Consider the following 17,830-nt stretch of genomic DNA (forward strand, 5'->3'; position numbering starts at 1 on the left):
TTAAAATCAACGAAAATCGCGAGGGAAACCCGCTCCTACAATTAAGCCCTTTCAACATCAAAGGCAATCACGTCTTTAATCTTTTGCTTTTTGGTTGCCAGCATAATGAGTCGATCAATTCCCAGTGCCACACCAGCACATTGTGGTAACCCATTTTCAAGTGCAGCTATTAAACGCTCATCCATTGGCACTTGTTTTAAGCCATTCGCTTCACGGTATTGATTATCTTCTTTAAAGCGAGCAGCCTGCTCTTTAGCATCCGTTAGTTCATTAAAGCCGTTTGCCAGTTCCATATTTTTAAAATATAACTCAAAGCGCCCTGCTACCCGCTCATCATGCTGGCAAATTTGGGCAAGAGCGGCTTGCGAAGCCGGAAAATGATAGACAAAACAAGGTTTTTCCTGGCCAATCGTTGGCTCTACCTTCATACAAAATAATAGCTGCAACAAGGTATCGCGATGTGTTTCATGCGCAGCAATATCGGCAAAGCCTTGCTCCGTTGCTAGTTGCTGCAATGTGCTAATATCAGCCGTTAAAGGGTCTACAGCTAATGCATTAATAAAGGCTTGCTGATAAGTAAGTCGCTCTGCGGGTTCTACGCAGAGCACTAATTGCATAAGCTCATCCATTTCATCCATAAGCGCAAATTCATCAAAACCTGGGCGATACCACTCAAGCATTGTAAATTCAGGGTTATGATGGCTTCCTGCTTCTTCATTTCGAAATGCTTTACAAAGCTGAAAAATAGCACCAGAGCCAGCAGCAAGTAAACGCTTCATGGCAAACTCAGGCGACGTTTGTAAATACAATGGCAAGCCACCAGCATGACCAGGACCAACAAACTCTGTGCTAAATGTGGCTAAATGTACATCGGTTACACTGGCAGCACTAAGACTTGGCGTTTCAACCTCCATTACATCCCGTGCATAAAAGAACTCGCGAATACGGCGGATGATGACGGCACGCTCGCGTAAAGTTTCAATATCGGCGCTTGGTTGCCAAAGAACATTAGACATAGTGTTTCCCAAAAAAAATCCCAGCATAAGCTGGGATTTTATAACAAATTGCTTAATTAAGCCTATTACTTAACACGGCTCACGTATTCACCGCTACGTGTATCAACTTTGATCACTTCGCCGATTTGTACGAATAGAGGAACACGAACAACAGCACCTGTGCTTAATGTTGCTGGTTTACCGCCAGTACCCGCTGTATCACCTTTTAGACCTGGATCTGTTTCAGTGATTTCTAATTCAACGAAGTTTGGTGGAGTCACAGCGATTGGGCTACCGTTCCAAAGTGTGATTGTACAAACGTCATTTTCAACTAACCATTTTGCATTGTCGCCAAGTGCTTTTTCGTCAGCAGCGATTTGCTCAAATGTTTCGTTGTTCATAAAGTGCCAGAACTCACCGTCAGTGTATAGATACGCTAAATCTGTATCCATTACGTCTGCACCTTCAACTGTTTCACCTGACTTGAATGTTTTTTCTAGTACTTTACCTGTGATAAGTTTACGAATACGAACACGGTTAAACGCTTGGCCTTTACCTGGTTTTACCATTTCATTTTCTAAGATGCTGCAAGGTTCGCCGTCTAACATAATTTTTAGGCCGCCCTTGAACTCATTGGTGCTATAATTCGCCATCGTTTCCTCTGTCTAAATAATTTCGAGTAATCTACGTGTCAATGATACAAAGAAATGAAGTAAATTTGCATAAAAACTGGCAAAAAGAATTGGCAAATGTTGTCACTTGTCCTGAACGCTTGCTAGAAATGCTAGGATTATCAAGCAAAGTAGACGAAAAAGACCTTAAAGCACGCAGTCTTTTTCCTGTCCGCGTGCCGCTGCCTTTTATCAAAAAAATGCGTTATGGCGACATCAACGACCCACTTTTGCTGCAAGTGATGCCAAGGCACCAAGAATTTTTAGCACAAACAGGATACGACAAAGATCCATTAAAAGAGCAAGATAACGACCAACCTGGTTTATTACACAAGTATCGCTCTCGTGTTTTGGTCATGTTTAAAACAGGCTGTGCGGTCAATTGTCGTTATTGTTTTAGGCGCCACTTTCCGTATCAAGAAAATCAATTGAATAAGCGCAGCTTAATTGAAGCCCTCGCCTATATAAAAGCAGATACCAACATCAACGAAGTTATTTTAAGTGGTGGCGACCCATTAATGGCCAAAGACGATGCTGTTAGTTGGTTTATGGATGAGTTAGAACAGCTTCCACAAATTAAACGCCTACGTATTCATAGCCGCTTGCCTGTGGTGATCCCAGCAAGAATTACCGATGAGCTGTGTGCCCGTTTTGCAGCATCACCTTTAAAAGTGGTGTTTATCAACCATATTAATCATGCAAACGAAATTGATGATGACTTTAAAGCTGCTATGCAAAAGCTAAAAGTAGTGGGGGTCACTTTGTTAAATCAAGCGGTGTTATTAAAAGATGTGAATGATACAGCAAGGGCACAAATAGCCCTCAGTGAGGCTCTATTCGATGCTGACATACTGCCCTATTACTTGCACCTACTTGATAAAGTGGAAGGGGCGAGTCATTTTGATATACCTGAACAACTAGCAAAACAAATAATGTCAGATATGCTAGCAGCATTACCTGGGTTTTTAGTACCCAAACTAGTTAGAGAGATCGGTGGAGAAAAAAGTAAAACTCCTATCGACCTCAATCTAGTTTAGTTACACATATACGTTTATGTTATTACCCAACGTTGCGGTTACAGACTTTGCAGGTGTTTGCGCGGCGCTCGAATTTACTGCAGCACCTTCAATAAGAGCAAGTGCAGCAGCGCCTTCAGCTTTTTGCTGTTTTTTTGCAAGAGCAGCACTATAAAGCTCCGCACTTTCACCACCGCCACTCATTGCCGGTAAATTTGATCCTGATATATTCATAGTTCACTACCTGACTTTTTATAACAATCCACGTACTATATCGGCATTGCAGTCTAAAGCTTTAGGAAAAAAATGGATTCAATTATTGAACAACTCAATGCTAACCTAAAAATCGTTTATCGTCAGGCACTTGATGCTGATAAAAAATTAGATGATTTACAGCAGCAAGGCCATGGCAAATTCAAAGCCTTATTTGCAAAAGATGCAGGCTTTGATTTTGAAGCCAAACGCTTTAAACCTTATGTTCTCGATGTTGCTGCTGATGTAGAAAGCTTAAGCAACGACGGGATGGACGAAGAAAAACTGAAAAAAACCGTTATTAAGCTTCAACAGTTATTACAACTGTTAGCGACGTTTAAGTAACGTAGAAGCCTCTATTTCATTTGTTGTAAATAGAGGCTATCGCGCGAAATAAATTTCACGCCTACATCAAACGTAGACGTCAAGCTTGCTTGGCGTGCCTGGCTGACGGCTTACAGCTTTTAGTGATTACTCGCCAAGGTTTAATGATGGTAATAGCTCATCTTCAAACCAATCAGTGATCAAACGTTTATCGTAATAATAGGCTTCATCACGGCCCATTTTCATACGATCCATAAAGCCCATGTCCTTGAGTTTTACATCACTGGCCTCGCTTAATACCTTGCCACTTTTGTCTGTCACTGAATAATTTAAATCGATTCTAGGAAAATAAATTGGCTTAATAATGCGCAGTTCGTTCATCGAACCAAAACGAACATCACCAGCAAGATCAAGATCCGTCACCTCAACATTAAGCGTATACCCTTCTGGTAGTTTTTCAGCAAGCTTGCTAAAGTGTTTTTCAAGGTTGTTCGCTACGCTTTTATGAAATGATCCTTTAGTTGAGTTATTCCCTGGGCGTACATCCCGATAATCATCAAAGTCGTGCCATTTTACCTTTGCCTCTCCCGCATAGGTGAAGGCTGGCAATACAAATATCATAGCGAGAGTTATTTTCTTTAATGTATTCATCTTTCTCTCCATCGAAATACGATTATATAAACTAAACAGTCACCTTTAACTATAGCTTAACCACATCGTTCACTTGTAACCAATATGGTATAAAATGTAACCCAAAGCAAGACAATAGGCTCCCCATACTATTGTAAATTTAGAATATAATTTTGCTACAAAGTATGATGAAATAGAGGCTATTCAACCACGTATTAATCTTAGAGCTTTTATGACCATTTTAGTCACCGGCGGAGCTGGATATATCGGCTCTCATACAGTGTTAGAGCTACTTCAACAAGGTAGTGAAGTTATTGTACTTGATAACTTAAGTAACTCATCCAGCGAGTCGCTTAAACGCGTTAAGCAAATTACTGAAAAAGAAATTACTTTTTATCAAGGAGATGTACAAGATAGAGAATGCCTTGATGAGATTTTCAAGCATCATAACATTGATAGCGTGATCCACTTTGCTGGTTTAAAATCTGTAGGCGAATCTGTTGCTAAACCTATTGAGTACTATCAAAATAATGTACAAGGTACCCTTACATTAGTGGATGCCATGCGTGATGCAGGTGTGTTCAAATTAGTTTTTAGCTCATCTGCAACCGTTTATGGCAACCCTGCAAGTTTACCTATTCGTGAAGATTTTCCTGTGGGTGGCACAACCAACCCATATGGCACATCTAAGCTTATGGTTGAAATGATACTGCAAGACATTGTTAAATCAGATGACCGTTTTGCGCTAGCATTACTACGCTACTTCAATCCTGTAGGGGCGCACAAATCAGGCCTCATTGGTGAAGACCCTAATGATATTCCAAATAATTTATTGCCGTATATTTCACAAGTTGCTGTAGGAAGACTCGAAAAACTCAGCGTATTTGGCGATGACTACAATACAAAAGATGGTACCGGTATTCGTGATTATATCCATGTGGTTGATTTGGCGTTAGGCCACTTAAAAGCATTAGAACGCATTACCGATAATACAGGCGCCCATATTTATAACCTTGGCACAGGAAACGGCTATTCAGTACTAGAGATGGTCAACGCCTTCGAGAAAGCCAGTGGTCAAGCCGTACCTTACCAAATATCACCACGTCGCTCTGGCGATATAGCCGCCTGTTACGCTGCAACTGAAAAGGCATTCAATGAACTAGGTTGGCAAGCTGAGCGAGGTATTGATGAAATGATGCAAGATACGTGGCGTTGGCAAAGCAATAATCCTAATGGTTATAAGTAACCAGCCAGTATTAGCACTTTAAATATGTTTTAAGCCGGTGTTTGTACCGGCTTTTTAAGCGGCGAATAATTTTTAATCTGCATTAACCCTTAGGCTGTATAAGTGAGGTTTACTTAAATGATTATTCAATATTGAATTAGTTTTCGGATGAATCATATTCCTCACGAGGTCTGTTTGATACTAACTTTTGCAGCCAATAGCCATCATGCTTTTCAAAAATATTTAGCCCTTCTCTTGTGTTCACTAAAATATTATTACCAACAGTCGTGTAATAAAGCGGGTTTGGGTCAATCGATATTAATGCATGTACTCTACCTATCATGTCATCAGAAAGGTGTTTTTCTAAAGAATTCACATCTTTGATGCCCGTTGTGATGTAATCATAAAGCTGTTTAACGGTTATGTCAGACTTTAACTTTTGTACAGAGGCGTCTGCCATACCCACACACTTATCATAAAAATCCACCCCTAGCATAGTTTGCTTATCCTCACACAAAGATAAATCTGAAAACTGTGCAAAGCATGTACTTGGTAATAATAAAACTAAAAATTTTTTCATTTTGCCACCTGATAACGCTCTTCGATGTTCCAGCTTCTCCAATCGGCGAATAATTTTTCAAACTGCTTGGGACTTTGCGCAAAGCTACTTTCAATCGCCTGTATATCCCACATAGTTTTAATTTGAATACCTGCACTTAATGCATTCAAAACAGCTGCTGTTTTGAATGCAGGTATACCAGTTTTTAATTCTAAAGTCTCGCCAGCGGCGTCAGCTGACGCTTCGGACATAAAAGCCACTTTAGATAAATCTGAAGTTGGATCTGCAGCAGATAATAATTTGGGTATTGCCTTTAATGTCATTAATTTTGTTAAATCTTGTGTTAATGACTGCTTAATTAGGAAACACTGCTGGCGATTATTAACAATATGGCTATATTGAGATTTAGATAGTTTTGCACCAGATAACATATCCGCGCTCGTTGCAATCGCAACACAGCCCATAACGGTTTTTGTATCTGCATTTCTAATTTTATCGCGCAATACACCTATATTTCGTTCGATCATTTTTTCAGTTGACATAACATTCCCTCGTTAATAAAAGAAAAAAGGTACATCAATTTTTGATTACTTTCTATACTTGAATGTTCTTGTTAGTCAAAAACAAATACAGCTCGTACAATAGTTTGGGTAATTTCTGTTAATAGGTCTTTACTTGGAAAGCTTGTAAAAATGGTGGCCCCTCCCAGACTTGAACTGGGGACCTAACGATTATGAGTCGTGTGCTCTAACCAACTGAGCTAAGGGGCCATGCTATTAGCGAAAGCTAATTTTTTAGATGCGTTTATAGACATAAGTCTCTAAAGCGGGTTGCAGTATAAAAACTTTTTTTAGCCTTGTCACTAGCAAAACTCTTTATTTTAACAATCAATACTCTAACTGCTCAAATAGTAAACTTATCTATTTTTCAATTACCTCTGCAATGTTGGCTAGTTTGTAGACGTTGATATTGTCCTAGATCAAATAGCAGAATGAGTAAACTCGCTAAAATAGCCACTCTATTAATTGCGGAGTGCTGACTGTGATAAATTTACCAAGCTGGGATCAATCTCTGATCAACAAGTACAATATTTCTGGGCCTCGATATACCTCTTACCCCACCGCATTGTCTTTAGCTGATGGTTATAAACAACAAGATATGATCAATGCGATTGCGGCCTCGAAGAGCCGTTCTTTATCTTTGTATATCCATATCCCTTTTTGCAGTCAGCTTTGTTATTACTGCGGTTGTAATAAAGTGATCACTCGTCATCAATCGAAAGCCGATTTATACCTAGATAACTTGGCACTTGAGATTGCAGAGCAAGCAACGCTATTTGCTGATTATAGCGTTGAGCAACTGCATTTAGGGGGTGGTACGCCAACCTTTCTATCGGCAGAGCAAATGAGCCGTTTAATGGCATTGGTTGAGCAACACTTTAATTTTGCTGATGATGCCGAGCGCGGTATTGAAATTGATCCTCGTTCTTTAGCTGATGGCATGCTAGTACACCTGCGCAAGCTTGGCTTCAATCGTGTCTCGTTTGGTATTCAAGACTTCAATGATGCTGTACAGCTGGCAGTTAATCGCCCGCAAAGCGTGCAGTCAGTAAAAGGTTTAATCAGTGAGGCTCGTGAGCTTGGCTTCAAATCAATTAATGCTGATATGATTTACGGTTTGCCATTACAAACACCAGAGAGCTTTAAAGAGACGATTTCGCAGTTAATTGAATTAAACCCAGATCGCGTGTCGGTTTTTAATTACGCTCATTTACCTGATAGATTCGCAGCGCAGCGTAAAATTAAAGATGCAGACTTACCGTCTGCTAGCGACAAGCTCACAATGTTTAAAAATACGCTTGAGCAGATGTTAGCTGCGGGCTATCAGTTTATCGGTATGGATCACTTTGCCCGTAAAGATAATGAGCTCGCCATTGCACAAAACAAAGGTCAATTACACCGCAATTTCCAAGGTTACACCACGCATGGTCAATGTGATTTATTAGGCTTAGGTGTGTCGTCAATTTCGCAAATTGGCAATGCCATTTTACAAAATGAAAAAGAGCTTAAGCACTATTATAAAGCTGTGCAAGAAGGTTTTGGCACCGCGGTATGTAAAGGTGTTTTACTCAGTGATGACGATACCTTACGTGCAGCGGTGATCAAACAACTGATTTGTCAGTTTGAGCTTGATATTCCAACAATCGAGCAACAGTTTAAAATTAACTTTACACATTATTTCCGTGAAGCTCTACTCGCTCTCGAGCCATTACGTGCTGATGGTTTAGTGTCAGTTAGCGAAGACAAGATCACTGTTACAGCCCGCGGTAACTTATTTATTCGTATTATTTGTATGTGCTTTGATGCGCACTTACAACAACAAATCAAACAAACACGTTTTTCACGGGTTATTTGATATTTTCACGCCCAAACTAAAAAGCAGAGCAATAAAATTGCTCTGCTTTTTTATAACAGCTTTACCAACCCGCTTAATTGAATACGACGTTTTCACTGCCAGGTGCGGCTTTAAACTCTTCGATTAAACGTGCGCAATCCGCTTTTATCTCGTCGCTATGTTGCTCTTCTGCACGCCAACGTGTTGTATCCATTTTGAAAACTTCTTTTTTAGAGTATTTTTTACGGGCATCGTGAGTTGGCATGTCTTTGACCACTTCGTACATTTTAAAAATGCCTGGGTAGCGCTCACTCAGCTCGAACTCTTCAGCAAAGCTATATTGAGACATCAATACCCAGATACGTAAGCAGCCTTCTGAAAATTCGCATTGCTCTTCATTCATAGCACGCGCTATCAAGTGAATGCTGTCAGCCAATTTTGCGTTACGCTTCATTTTTGATGCAGCAAGCTGCTGCTCATGCTCAGCTTGTTTTTTTGCGATCGACTTTTTTTGTACATTTAACTTATACAATAATTGCCCTGCATAAAATGCAAGTCCTGCGATAATTGCCGCTCCTATAACAATGGCAATAATCAAGCTCGTGCTCATCGCTCATCCTCATCGTCTTCATCAAACCACTCATTCGCTAAATCGTCTGATAAGTACTTATCAAAGTCAGACTCGCCTTCAGCATCAAAGTCATCTTCAAAGTCGTCTTCGTAATCATCTTCATCTTCGATACCTAAAAGCTCACAGAGCACTTGGTGACGCGCAATACGGCTATTAAAGTATTTAGCATCTTTGCCTGTTAGTAACTCGCCACGTTCATGACGCTCAACAAGCTTAAGCAGGCGCTCGTCACTTTCAAGTGCTTCTAACTCTTGCTCTGGCGTTAACTCAGGCTCAGCCACTTTCTTAAGCTCAACCATTGGTTTTAAGTTACGTTTCATTTCAACTTTTGGTTCAGCTTTTGGTGCTACCAATGAAACAGGCTTTTTACTGCCCGTTCGCTTATCTTTAGGCTGACTGTTTGTTGTCGCTTTATCATCTTTTAAAGCATCAGGTGCATTGCGAGTACCGGCTTTTGCCCCTTTTGTTTTCTTTACTCGCTGCTCTTTTAGTGCGCGCATTTCTCTAAGCTTTTCTTTACTTAGACGTACTGGACCATTTGATGGAATCTTACGCGACTTTTTCTTTCTACTCATATCTTGATCGTCTCACTTAAGAGGTTGTGCACAACGCCTCTAGGCATTGTAATGCTGGCATAACCAGAAGAATTTGGTATGTGCGGATGACGTTGGTCAACACGATGACCTGCGCACTTTTTATACTTATCGTATAAACGGGGGCTATTGTAACAGGACAAATAAAAAGGCGGTAGAGAAAACATCTCTACCGCCTACTAATCTGAGCGCCAATTATCTGGACACTTCTCCCTTCGACTTTTTTAGTCTTTATTATTTTTATTATTATTGTTTTCCATTTTGTTATTATTTTTACCTTCCGTGTAGCATTCCATTTTGTTTTTATTATTAGACTTCCATGAGCTTTTATTATTTTCGGTCAATCCTGACACTTTTTTGTTATTTCCTTTAGGACACCTAACCAGTGTCTACCCCTAAAGATTCGCCGCAGTTACTTTCCTTATTAACATTGTCCATGTTGTTCTATTGTTTCAGCGACAGTGGTTAATTTACTTATTAATAATTTTGTTACAACTAATTTATATAACTTTTCTTACATTGAAGATATTGAAACAAGCTCATTTCATTCAATAACAATAAGTTACATTTAAAAATAAAATAAAAATAAGACTTAGCTCACACCAAGGTATGGTCAATGTCTCACACAAGAGTAGGATATTTCGACACAGGATGTAGATAAAAAAAAGCAGCTTACGCTGCTTTTATCAAACTAAATAAATTTTAGTGCGAAACAATATAGCTCGCAATCAGACTTTAGTGTAAGCCACCTAGGTATTTCGAAAGTACTTCGATGTCTTCATCTGTTAGTTTTTTAGCAATGTCTTGCATCATGCCATTTAGGTCGTTATTGCGCGTACCATCACGGAACTTTTCAAGTTGCGACTTAATGTATTCAGGATGCTGAAACGAAATTTTCGGGAACTTTGCAAGTGATGTACCATTACCACGAGGACCGTGACATGCTGCACATGAAGGGATACCACGCTCAGCATCGCCTGCTTTGAAAAGCTGTTGACCCACTTCGACTACATCTTTAGGTGTTGTACCTTCAGACATATTTAAAGAAGAGAAGTAAGCTGCTAGGTCTTTCATGTCTTGATCGCTAAGCGGCATTGCCATGCCACTCATTACTGGATCCATACGACCTTCTTTGCCGCCAGATGTCATACCTAATTTAAACTCTTGTAATTGTTTATAGATATAATCTGCGTGTTGGCCTGCAATTTTAGGGTAGATAGTAACCGGTGCATTACCGTCTGGGCCGTGACAAGCCGCACACGTTGCCGATTTCTCTTTACCTGCGTTTACATCGCCATCAAATGCTGTTGCGTTGCTTGCTGACAACGTACCAAGCAATATAGTTAAAGATAGTGCTATTTTTTTCATGGTGAATTCTCTGTTTCCGACCCTGTATCATCTACAATATGGATGTTGTGATTTCTATATTCTACACGATAATAAATTCTCTGGCACGTTTTCTGCCCACATTAAGCTCATAATTTATAGGGATTTGACTTAGATTAAGTTTCTACCTAGAAATTTTCCTCATTCAAAGCCAGCTTAGCACCCCTAAATACGCTTTTGAATGCTGCTTTAATAGTATAAAATACGTGCCTTAGGTGGATTTAGGCCACTGACTACCATTATTTTTAAAAGACTAGGAGAGCCTGTGCTCAAATCTCGTATCAAATATAATACTGCGTCCTTTGTTACCAGCGCACCTGATATCTCACGCTTACCTGCTGATACGGGGATTGAAGTCGCGTTTGCTGGTCGTTCGAATGCGGGTAAATCCAGTGCCCTTAATACCTTAACAGATCAAAAATTAGCACGTACATCTAAAACACCAGGTCGTACTCAGTTGATCAATACGTTTGAACTTGATGCCGATAAACGTCTTATCGATTTACCAGGCTATGGTTTCGCTAAAGTTCCTATCGAAATGAAGAAGAAATGGCAAAAGTCGTTAGGTGAATACTTACAAAAGCGTCAAAGCTTAAAAGGTATCGTTGTTTTGATGGATATTCGCCATCCGTTAAAAGATTTAGACCGTGACTTAATTGACTGGGCTGTGGGCAGCGAAATTCCAGTGCTGGCACTATTAACCAAGTGCGACAAACTCAAACAAGGTGCGCGTAAAGCACAAGTTTTGCACGTTCGCCGTGAGTTAAGTAGCTTAGAGGGTGATATTACAGTCCATGCCTTCTCTTCATTAAAAGGCACAGGCTTACCTGAAGTTGCTAAAAAGCTAGATGAGTGGTTTTTAGGACCCATTGAAGTACACGCGCCTGAGTCTGACGAAACACCTGAAGCGTAACCTCTTAAGCCAAGTAATAACGCTTGGCCAACGATTCGATATAATAGCCCTGCTCGTCTGAGCAGGCTATTTCCGCCCACTGATAATAAACCTTTCTCGATACCCTTGCAGCCAATCCATGGGCCAATTGTAAGTAAGGTATACTCACCCCAGCAAATTCACATAGCTCTAATGGTTGTTTTTCAGAGACTAGCCAGTTGCGCTGTAAATTATCAACACAGCAAAGCGCACGACCTTGTTCAGTCTCTTCAAAACGCCAATCAACAATAATAAAGGGGACATCATCGACTGCGATAGCCATTTTCTCAACAGGCGTTTTTAAAAAATAGCTGTCAGCTTCTTTGCAAAGCACGGAGGCAAAGAGTTTAACCATTGCCTCGCGTTTTATTTCACTGCCGGCATAAAACCACTGTCCTTGCGCATCAATCGTTATTGGCAATTGCCCACAACTTTGTGGCTGCCATTGATCAAACGGTTTATCAGGTGTCTGAAGGGCGGCTTCTAACTCAGCAAGTGATTGCATTACTTTTCTTTATCAAGCGTAAGTGAAAAGGTAACAGGGACAGCTGTTGCAATGGATGGTAAACCCGCTAGCTTTTGTAATTCGCTGATGCCTTCTGTTACTTTGAAATCGCTTGCATTAATAATAACTGGCGTAAGAGATGACACAGTTACATCGCCTTTCGGTGACATGTTGGCAAGTACATCAATCGTTAACTCTTTCTTGTTCCCATGAAAGTCTAATTCAGCCTTTAAACCTTTAAGTACATGCTGGCCTGGTTTAAGGGTTGCTAGTGTTTTACTGAGATCTGCCGTTAAAATTGCGTTTGGAAATTCATGTGTTTCAAACAGTAATTTAGTCATGCGCTCGTTACGAATTGGAATGAGAGTTTCCACAGACGTCAGATCAATCATTAATTTTAATTGACCTTGCTCGTTCAAGCCACCTGACAGCTTTTTAAAATGGTGCGCTTCAGCGATTGAATTCTTCTTGATAGAGACAAAACTTACTTTGCTTTGCTCATTATTAACTTGCCAGTTTGCGCTGGCTAGAGGGGCAACTAATAAACTCGATAATGAAAAGGCAGCAATTGCCATAGATTTAAACATAACGCATTCCTTCGAAAGTAAATAAGAATCACTTTTGATGGTATCACTTGCGTATATTTGTGCAATGAATTGTATGATAAGAAAAGAAAAAGCGACTCACTCAACAAGGAGTGAGTCGTTATAGCAAACTGGGGAGAAGCTATCAATACGTTGCACCTTTTCAGATGCATCATCAACAGGATGTCCTACAGGATGAGGACGGCGCGGACTTTAGCAAATACTCAGTTAAAAATAAATTAAATCTGGTACTAAAAAACACGAATTGATAAACATATAACGAATCGATAAAACGGTCTTTTCTTGTTAACTTTAATTTTACAACAAAAGCCATTTTACATTATGGGTTATTCAAGTTATGGCGTAAGTAACTCGTCCTTTATAAAGGAAGGGTTTTGCCGTGAAGTACTTAATTATTTACGCGAGCAATCTTGTAGCTGTAAGTCGGCGTAAGGTGGGAGGAGCGATTGTATATCGCGCAATCTATAAAAGTGAAAGCGCGGGATAAACCCGCGACTACATTTTAATCCTGCAGAGCCACTTGTATTTTATACTCGCGGCTCCTAATTCAGCGATTAGTGAGCTTGTTGCCAGTTGTCACCACTGTCGGCTTCAACAATCAGTGGTACATCAAGCGTGGCGGCTTCAGACATTAGCTTACAAATTTCTGCTTTATAGTCGTCCACAGATTCTTCTTTAATTTCAAACACTAATTCATCGTGTACTTGCATAAGTAATTTAACAGAACCTTCAGCTTGTGCGTTCACCCACTGGTGAACTTTCAGCATCGCTTTTTTGATGATATCAGCAGCGGTGCCTTGCATTGGTGCATTGATAGCAGCGCGTTCTGCCGCTTTACGACGAGCTCCGTTTCTTGCGTTGATTTCTGGTAAATGTAATCGGCGACCAAAAATAGTCTCTACATAGCCTTTATCAGCTGCTTTTTCACGGGTTGTTTCCATGTACTCAAGCACACCAGGGAAACGCTCAAAGTATTTATCGATATAATGCTGTGCTTCATGGCGTGGCACATCTAATTGACGTGATAAGCCAAACGCCGACATACCGTAAATTAAACCGAAGTTAACTGCCTTAGCTTTACGGCGCATATCGCTGGTTACGTCTTCAAGATTTACCCCAAAGACTTCTGCAGCCGTTGCACTGTGTACATCTAAACCATTAGCAAACGCGCTAAGTAGGCCTTTATCTTGTGATAAATGCGCCATGATACGTAATTCAATTTGGCTGTAATCCGCAGCCACTATCTTATGACCCTTTGCAGCAACAAAGGCTTCACGAATACGACGCCCCTCTTCCGAACGAATTGGAATATTCTGCAAATTAGGATCCGTTGAGCTTAAGCGCCCTGTTGCTGTTACTGCTTGATGGTAAGAGGTATGTACTCGCTTCGTGCGTTCATTAACCATTAGCGGTAGTTTATCTGTGTAGGTTGATTTAAGTTTAGATAAACCACGGTGTTCGATAATCACCTTAGGTAACGGATAGTCATGAGCAAGCTCTTGTAATACTTCTTCTGCTGTTGAAGGCGCGCCTTTTGGTGTTTTCTTAATAACAGGAAGTTCTAGTTTTTCAAACAAAATTGCTTGCAGTTGCTTAGGTGAGCCTAAGTTAAACTTTTCACCAGCCATATCATAAGCTTCTTGCTCAAGCTCTAACAGGCGTTCGCCTAAACGTTGGCTATGAGCAGCAAGCATATTACTATCAATCGCTACACCGGTACGTTCAATATCAGATAGCACAGAAACGAGTGGTAACTCAATCTCTTCGAAGACTGATTTTAATTGGCTGTCAGCATCAATTTTTGGCCATAGTACTTGGTGAAGACGAAGTGTTATATCAGCATCTTCTGCGGCATACGGCGCCGCTTTTTCTAGCTCAATTTGATTAAACGTTAACTGTTTTTTACCTTTGCCTGCGATATCTTCAAAGCTGATATTTTTATGGCCTAGGTATTTAAGTGCCAATGAGTCCATATCATGACGGCTACCCACACTATTAAAAACATACGACTCCAACATAGTGTCGAACTTAATACCGTTTAATTCAAAGCCGGCGTTAGCTAATACGCTTTTATCGTATTTTAAGTTTTGTCCGACTTTGGCTTTGTTTTCATCCGCGAGGATTGGGCCAATTTTTGCCATAACCGTATCTAAGCTTAATTGCTCAGGCGCATCAGGGTAATCGTGAGCAACTGGAATGTACGCAGCTTCACCCGCTTTAACCGCAAAGCTCATGCCAACCAATTGCGCTTGCATATAGTCAAGGCTGGTTGTTTCAGTATCAAAAGCAAAAAGTTCAGCGTCATTTAATTGCTTTACTAAAGTATCAAGTTGCTCTTCAGTTAAGATTGTCTCGTAGTGAGCGTCAGCCACTTTAGGTAATTCGTTAGCCTCAGTAGGTACATCCAAGTGCGTGTCAGCGTCTTTAGGGTTATCCAGTAATTCAGCCAACCAACGGCGGAATTCACATTCGCCGTAGAGTGCAATCAGTTCATCACGATTAGGCTCTTGTAGTTTGAAATTTTCAAGCTCCGATTCAACTTCAACATCACATTTAATCGTCGCTAATTCATAGCTAAGTGGTAGATGATCAAGTGCTGCAGCAAGCTTTTCACCAATCTTGCCTTTGATTTCACTAGCATGATCAATCACCCCTTGTAATGATCCATATTTTTGTAGCCATTTCACCGCAGTTTTTGGACCACAACCATCAACACCTGGAATGTTATCGACTTTGTCGCCCATTAAGGCAAGGTAATCAATGATCAGCTCAGGCCCCACACCAAATTTCTCAACCACGGTTTCTGGATCTGAAATGCTATCGGTCATCGTGTTAATAAGCGTTACGTGCTCATTAACAAGCTGCGCCATGTCTTTATCGCCCGTCGAGATCAGCACATGACGTTGTTGTTCAGAGGCAATACGTGCAAAAGTACCAATCACATCATCCGCTTCAACACCTTCAATACTAATAAGTGGAAAACCCATTGCTTTAATAATGTTATGCAGTGGTGCGATCTGTGTGCGTAAGTCATCCGGCATTGGCGGACGGTTGGCTTTATATTCGCTGTACATGTCATTTCTAAAGGTTTTACCTTTGGCATCGAACACTACCACCATGTGTGATGGATCATATTGTTTGATCAAACTTTTCAGCATATTAACTACGCCATAGATTGCGCCTGTCGCTTCACCTTTTGAGTTAGTAAGGTGTGGTGGCGAATGATATGCACGGAATAAATAAGAAGAACCATCAACAAGAACAAGTGGATTTTCAGGGATCTGAGCCATGGTGAAATTGGATCCTAATTGAATAACATTAAATTGTCTGTAAGCATGCCATAAGGCTATGAAGAAAACGACTGTGAATTATTAACCAATAACGGTTTCTATAATAGCAAGCTGTGGATAACTTTGTAGATAAAACCCACAAGCAAACCTCCCGAAGTAGATTTACACTTAGGAATTTTATATAAGCCTATGTTTTTATTTAAAAAAGATAATACGAGGTTCTTTTTTTATTATTTTACCCAATGTGGAAAACGGTTTTATCTATTCACGTCCTGTGTCTATTCGACAACGAATATAACGTCCCTTTCCATAACCGGAGGAGTATTCTAGCACAATGGATCAAAGATCATAGCGATCCTTTATACTTTTTTTAACGTTAGTATTTTATGAAAAGGCATAAACAGCGATTCATCGTGTGTTGCGAGCATTTTAACGACAAAATTATTTTATTTTGTGGTCTTACTTAGATACTTGCTACACTAAACCCAGTTGCATTAAGGAGAGATATCAAATGAAAAAAGTGGCTGTTATTTTAGCTGGTTGCGGTGTTTATGATGGCGCAGAGATTAACGAAGCTGTACTTACCCTGTTGCACATTGCAAAAGCAGGTGCATCTTATCAATGCTTTGCACCCGATATTGCCCAACTACACACAATCAACCATTTAACCGGTGAAGAAATGGCACCTAATCGTAATGTGTTAGTGGAAGCTGCTCGTATAGCTCGTGGTGATATAAAAGCAATTACAGAGTTAAAGGTAAGTGAATTTGATGCGTTAATTGTCCCAGGTGGCTTTGGTGCCGCTAAAAACCTATCTGACTTTGCAGTAAAAGGCCCTGAAGCTCAGATGCAAAATGACGTACTAAAAGCTTGTACAGATTTTGTTAAAGCTAATAAAGCCGCAGGTTATATGTGTATTGCGCCCGCTATGCTACCTCTTATTTACGGTCAAGGTGTTAAAACAACCATTGGTAATGATGCAGACACAGCCTCAGCCATCGAAAAGCTAGGCGGCGATCACCAAGCGTGTGCTGTTGAAGATATTGTTATTGATGAGCAACATAAAGTCGTCACCACACCCGCCTATATGTTAGCGCAGAGTTTATTAGATGCTGATGCAGGGATTCAAAAACTCGTTAAAAAAGTACTCGAATTGGCATAGTGCGCTATTTAAGCAGCTAATTTTTATTGCGCTAACGCAAAAAATGACGCTTTTTATAAAGAAAAAGCCTTTCAGATCATTTTATAAATTGTGGCTTAGCGTTATAATCGTTCTAATTTCCGTCATATATATCGTGATTGATCACGTTCAAATCGAAGTGAGCAAGGCAAAATGAAAAAACTATCAGCTGCATTATTACTGCTAGCAACAACGGCATATGCGCAAGCATATGACAACTCTTTGACTGAAGATGCCATTAAAAAGCGTCTAGCGCCAATTGGTTCTGTATATCTAGAAGGTGATAAAGCGGCTGCTGCTGCTGAGCCAACAGGTCCACGTTCTGGTGAACAAGTTTATCAAGCCGCATGTTTTGCATGTCACGGCACGGGTGCTCTTGGCGCACCTAAATCAGCAGATGACTGGGCTCCTCGAATTGCCAAAGGTAAAGATACCTTATTAGATCACGCAATCAATGGTTTCAATGCCATGCCGCCAAAAGGTACGTGTATGGACTGTTCTGATGAAGAAATCAGTGCAGCAATCGACTTTATGACTAGCAAATAATTGCTAAATAAATAACGACGAAGGGCCTAACTCTGTTAAGCCCTTTTTTTTGCTCTTTAACTCCTCTCAACCCCAAGCAATTCGTACCTATAATCGC

At 40.4% G+C, this 17,830-nt stretch carries 19 protein-coding genes and 1 tRNA gene; 7 read left to right on the forward strand and 13 right to left on the reverse strand.

The annotated features are described in order from the left end of the window. Positions 1 to 41: 41 nt before the first annotated feature. Complete coding sequence (gene epmA, locus L3V38_RS16605; protein ID WP_237120057.1) at positions 42 to 1,016, reverse strand: elongation factor P--(R)-beta-lysine ligase; 975 nt, start codon at positions 1,014 to 1,016, stop codon at positions 42 to 44. Positions 1,017 to 1,081: 65 nt separating this feature from the next. Beyond that, positions 1,082 to 1,648, reverse strand: coding sequence for an elongation factor P (gene efp, locus L3V38_RS16610; protein ID WP_062568522.1), 567 nt, complete (start codon positions 1,646 to 1,648; stop codon positions 1,082 to 1,084). A 41-nt stretch (positions 1,649 to 1,689) separates the two neighbouring features. On the opposite strand from efp, the gene epmB reads away from it, so the two are divergent. Further along, complete coding sequence (gene epmB / locus L3V38_RS16615; protein WP_237120058.1) at positions 1,690 to 2,703, forward strand: EF-P beta-lysylation protein EpmB; 1,014 nt, start codon at positions 1,690 to 1,692, stop codon at positions 2,701 to 2,703. Here epmB and L3V38_RS16620 read toward each other — a convergent pair whose 3' ends face one another. After that, positions 2,704 to 2,916 (reverse strand): hypothetical protein, encoded by a 213-nt coding sequence (locus L3V38_RS16620; RefSeq protein WP_062568520.1) that lies wholly within the window; start codon positions 2,914 to 2,916, stop codon positions 2,704 to 2,706. It lies immediately after the preceding gene. 72 nt (positions 2,917 to 2,988) lie between these two features. On the opposite strand from L3V38_RS16620, the gene L3V38_RS16625 reads away from it, so the two are divergent. Then, entirely contained in the window at positions 2,989 to 3,279 is a 291-nt protein-coding gene (locus tag L3V38_RS16625; protein WP_054554123.1) for a hypothetical protein, read from the forward strand. 126 nt (positions 3,280 to 3,405) lie between these two features. Here the strand turns inward: L3V38_RS16625 and L3V38_RS16630 are convergent, their stop codons facing one another. Further along, a complete protein-coding gene (locus L3V38_RS16630; protein ID WP_130149289.1) occupies positions 3,406 to 3,909 on the reverse strand; it encodes a DUF3016 domain-containing protein in 504 nt (167 codons plus the stop codon). A gap of 211 nt (positions 3,910 to 4,120) precedes the next feature. Between L3V38_RS16630 and galE the strand changes: the two genes are divergently transcribed. Continuing rightward, positions 4,121 to 5,134, forward strand: a complete 1,014-nt coding sequence (gene galE, locus L3V38_RS16635) for a UDP-glucose 4-epimerase GalE (RefSeq protein ID WP_237120059.1) — start codon at positions 4,121 to 4,123, stop codon at positions 5,132 to 5,134. 136 nt (positions 5,135 to 5,270) lie between these two features. On the opposite strand, the gene L3V38_RS16640 is transcribed toward galE, so the two are convergent. From L3V38_RS16640 to L3V38_RS16650, 3 genes are all read right to left on the reverse strand, one after another. Continuing rightward, positions 5,271 to 5,693: a hypothetical protein gene (locus tag L3V38_RS16640; RefSeq protein WP_237120060.1), complete on the reverse strand. Its 423-nt coding sequence runs from the start codon at positions 5,691 to 5,693 to the stop codon at positions 5,271 to 5,273. Beyond that, complete coding sequence (locus L3V38_RS16645; RefSeq protein WP_237120061.1) at positions 5,690 to 6,214, reverse strand: hypothetical protein; 525 nt, start codon at positions 6,212 to 6,214, stop codon at positions 5,690 to 5,692. The genes L3V38_RS16640 and L3V38_RS16645 overlap by 4 nt, the downstream gene beginning before the upstream one ends. Before the next feature lie 151 nt (positions 6,215 to 6,365). Then, a tRNA-Ile gene (locus L3V38_RS16650) sits at positions 6,366 to 6,442 on the reverse strand. Positions 6,443 to 6,713: 271 nt separating this feature from the next. Between L3V38_RS16650 and hemN the strand changes: the two genes are divergently transcribed. Then, a complete protein-coding gene (hemN, locus tag L3V38_RS16655) occupies positions 6,714 to 8,087 on the forward strand; it encodes an oxygen-independent coproporphyrinogen III oxidase (protein WP_237120062.1) in 1,374 nt (457 codons plus the stop codon). A 73-nt stretch (positions 8,088 to 8,160) separates the two neighbouring features. On the opposite strand, the gene L3V38_RS16660 is transcribed toward hemN, so the two are convergent. The 3 genes from L3V38_RS16660 to L3V38_RS16670 all read right to left on the reverse strand — a co-directional run bounded on the left by L3V38_RS16660 (position 8,161) and on the right by L3V38_RS16670 (position 10,658). Continuing rightward, positions 8,161 to 8,676 carry a DUF2489 domain-containing protein gene (locus L3V38_RS16660; RefSeq protein ID WP_130149284.1) on the reverse strand — a complete coding sequence of 172 codons (516 nt, stop codon included), beginning with the start codon at positions 8,674 to 8,676 and terminating at the stop codon, positions 8,161 to 8,163. Next, entirely contained in the window at positions 8,673 to 9,272 is a 600-nt protein-coding gene (yihI, locus tag L3V38_RS16665) for a Der GTPase-activating protein YihI (protein WP_237120063.1), read from the reverse strand. The genes L3V38_RS16660 and yihI overlap by 4 nt, the downstream gene beginning before the upstream one ends. Positions 9,273 to 10,025: 753 nt before the next feature. After that, entirely contained in the window at positions 10,026 to 10,658 is a 633-nt protein-coding gene (locus tag L3V38_RS16670; RefSeq protein ID WP_130149282.1) for a c-type cytochrome, read from the reverse strand. Between the two features lie 283 nt (positions 10,659 to 10,941). On the opposite strand from L3V38_RS16670, the gene yihA reads away from it, so the two are divergent. Further along, positions 10,942 to 11,589 carry a ribosome biogenesis GTP-binding protein YihA/YsxC gene (gene yihA / locus L3V38_RS16675; protein ID WP_130149281.1) on the forward strand — a complete coding sequence of 216 codons (648 nt, stop codon included), beginning with the start codon at positions 10,942 to 10,944 and terminating at the stop codon, positions 11,587 to 11,589. A gap of 4 nt (positions 11,590 to 11,593) precedes the next feature. On the opposite strand, the gene L3V38_RS16680 is transcribed toward yihA, so the two are convergent. The 3 genes from L3V38_RS16680 to polA all read right to left on the reverse strand — a co-directional run bounded on the left by L3V38_RS16680 (position 11,594) and on the right by polA (position 16,007). Continuing rightward, the gene (locus L3V38_RS16680; RefSeq protein WP_237120064.1) at positions 11,594 to 12,112 is read right to left on the reverse strand and encodes a DUF1285 domain-containing protein; all 519 of its coding nucleotides are present in this window, start codon (positions 12,110 to 12,112) and stop codon (positions 11,594 to 11,596) included. Continuing rightward, positions 12,112 to 12,699: a YceI family protein gene (locus L3V38_RS16685; RefSeq protein WP_062568508.1), complete on the reverse strand. Its 588-nt coding sequence runs from the start codon at positions 12,697 to 12,699 to the stop codon at positions 12,112 to 12,114. Before L3V38_RS16685 ends, L3V38_RS16680 begins: the two co-directional genes overlap by 1 nt. Before the next feature lie 572 nt (positions 12,700 to 13,271). Further along, positions 13,272 to 16,007 (reverse strand): DNA polymerase I, encoded by a 2,736-nt coding sequence (gene polA / locus L3V38_RS16690; RefSeq protein ID WP_237120065.1) that lies wholly within the window; start codon positions 16,005 to 16,007, stop codon positions 13,272 to 13,274. Between the two features lie 511 nt (positions 16,008 to 16,518). Here polA and elbB point away from each other — a divergent pair. After that, positions 16,519 to 17,169 (forward strand): isoprenoid biosynthesis glyoxalase ElbB, encoded by a 651-nt coding sequence (gene elbB / locus L3V38_RS16695; RefSeq protein WP_237120066.1) that lies wholly within the window; start codon positions 16,519 to 16,521, stop codon positions 17,167 to 17,169. 171 nt (positions 17,170 to 17,340) lie between these two features. Further along, positions 17,341 to 17,733: a cytochrome c5 family protein gene (locus tag L3V38_RS16700; RefSeq protein WP_062568504.1), complete on the forward strand. Its 393-nt coding sequence runs from the start codon at positions 17,341 to 17,343 to the stop codon at positions 17,731 to 17,733. Positions 17,734 to 17,830: the final 97 nt, after the last annotated feature.

Source organism: Pseudoalteromonas sp. L1 (genome assembly GCF_021728095.1).
Classification (GTDB): domain Bacteria; phylum Pseudomonadota; class Gammaproteobacteria; order Enterobacterales; family Alteromonadaceae; genus Pseudoalteromonas.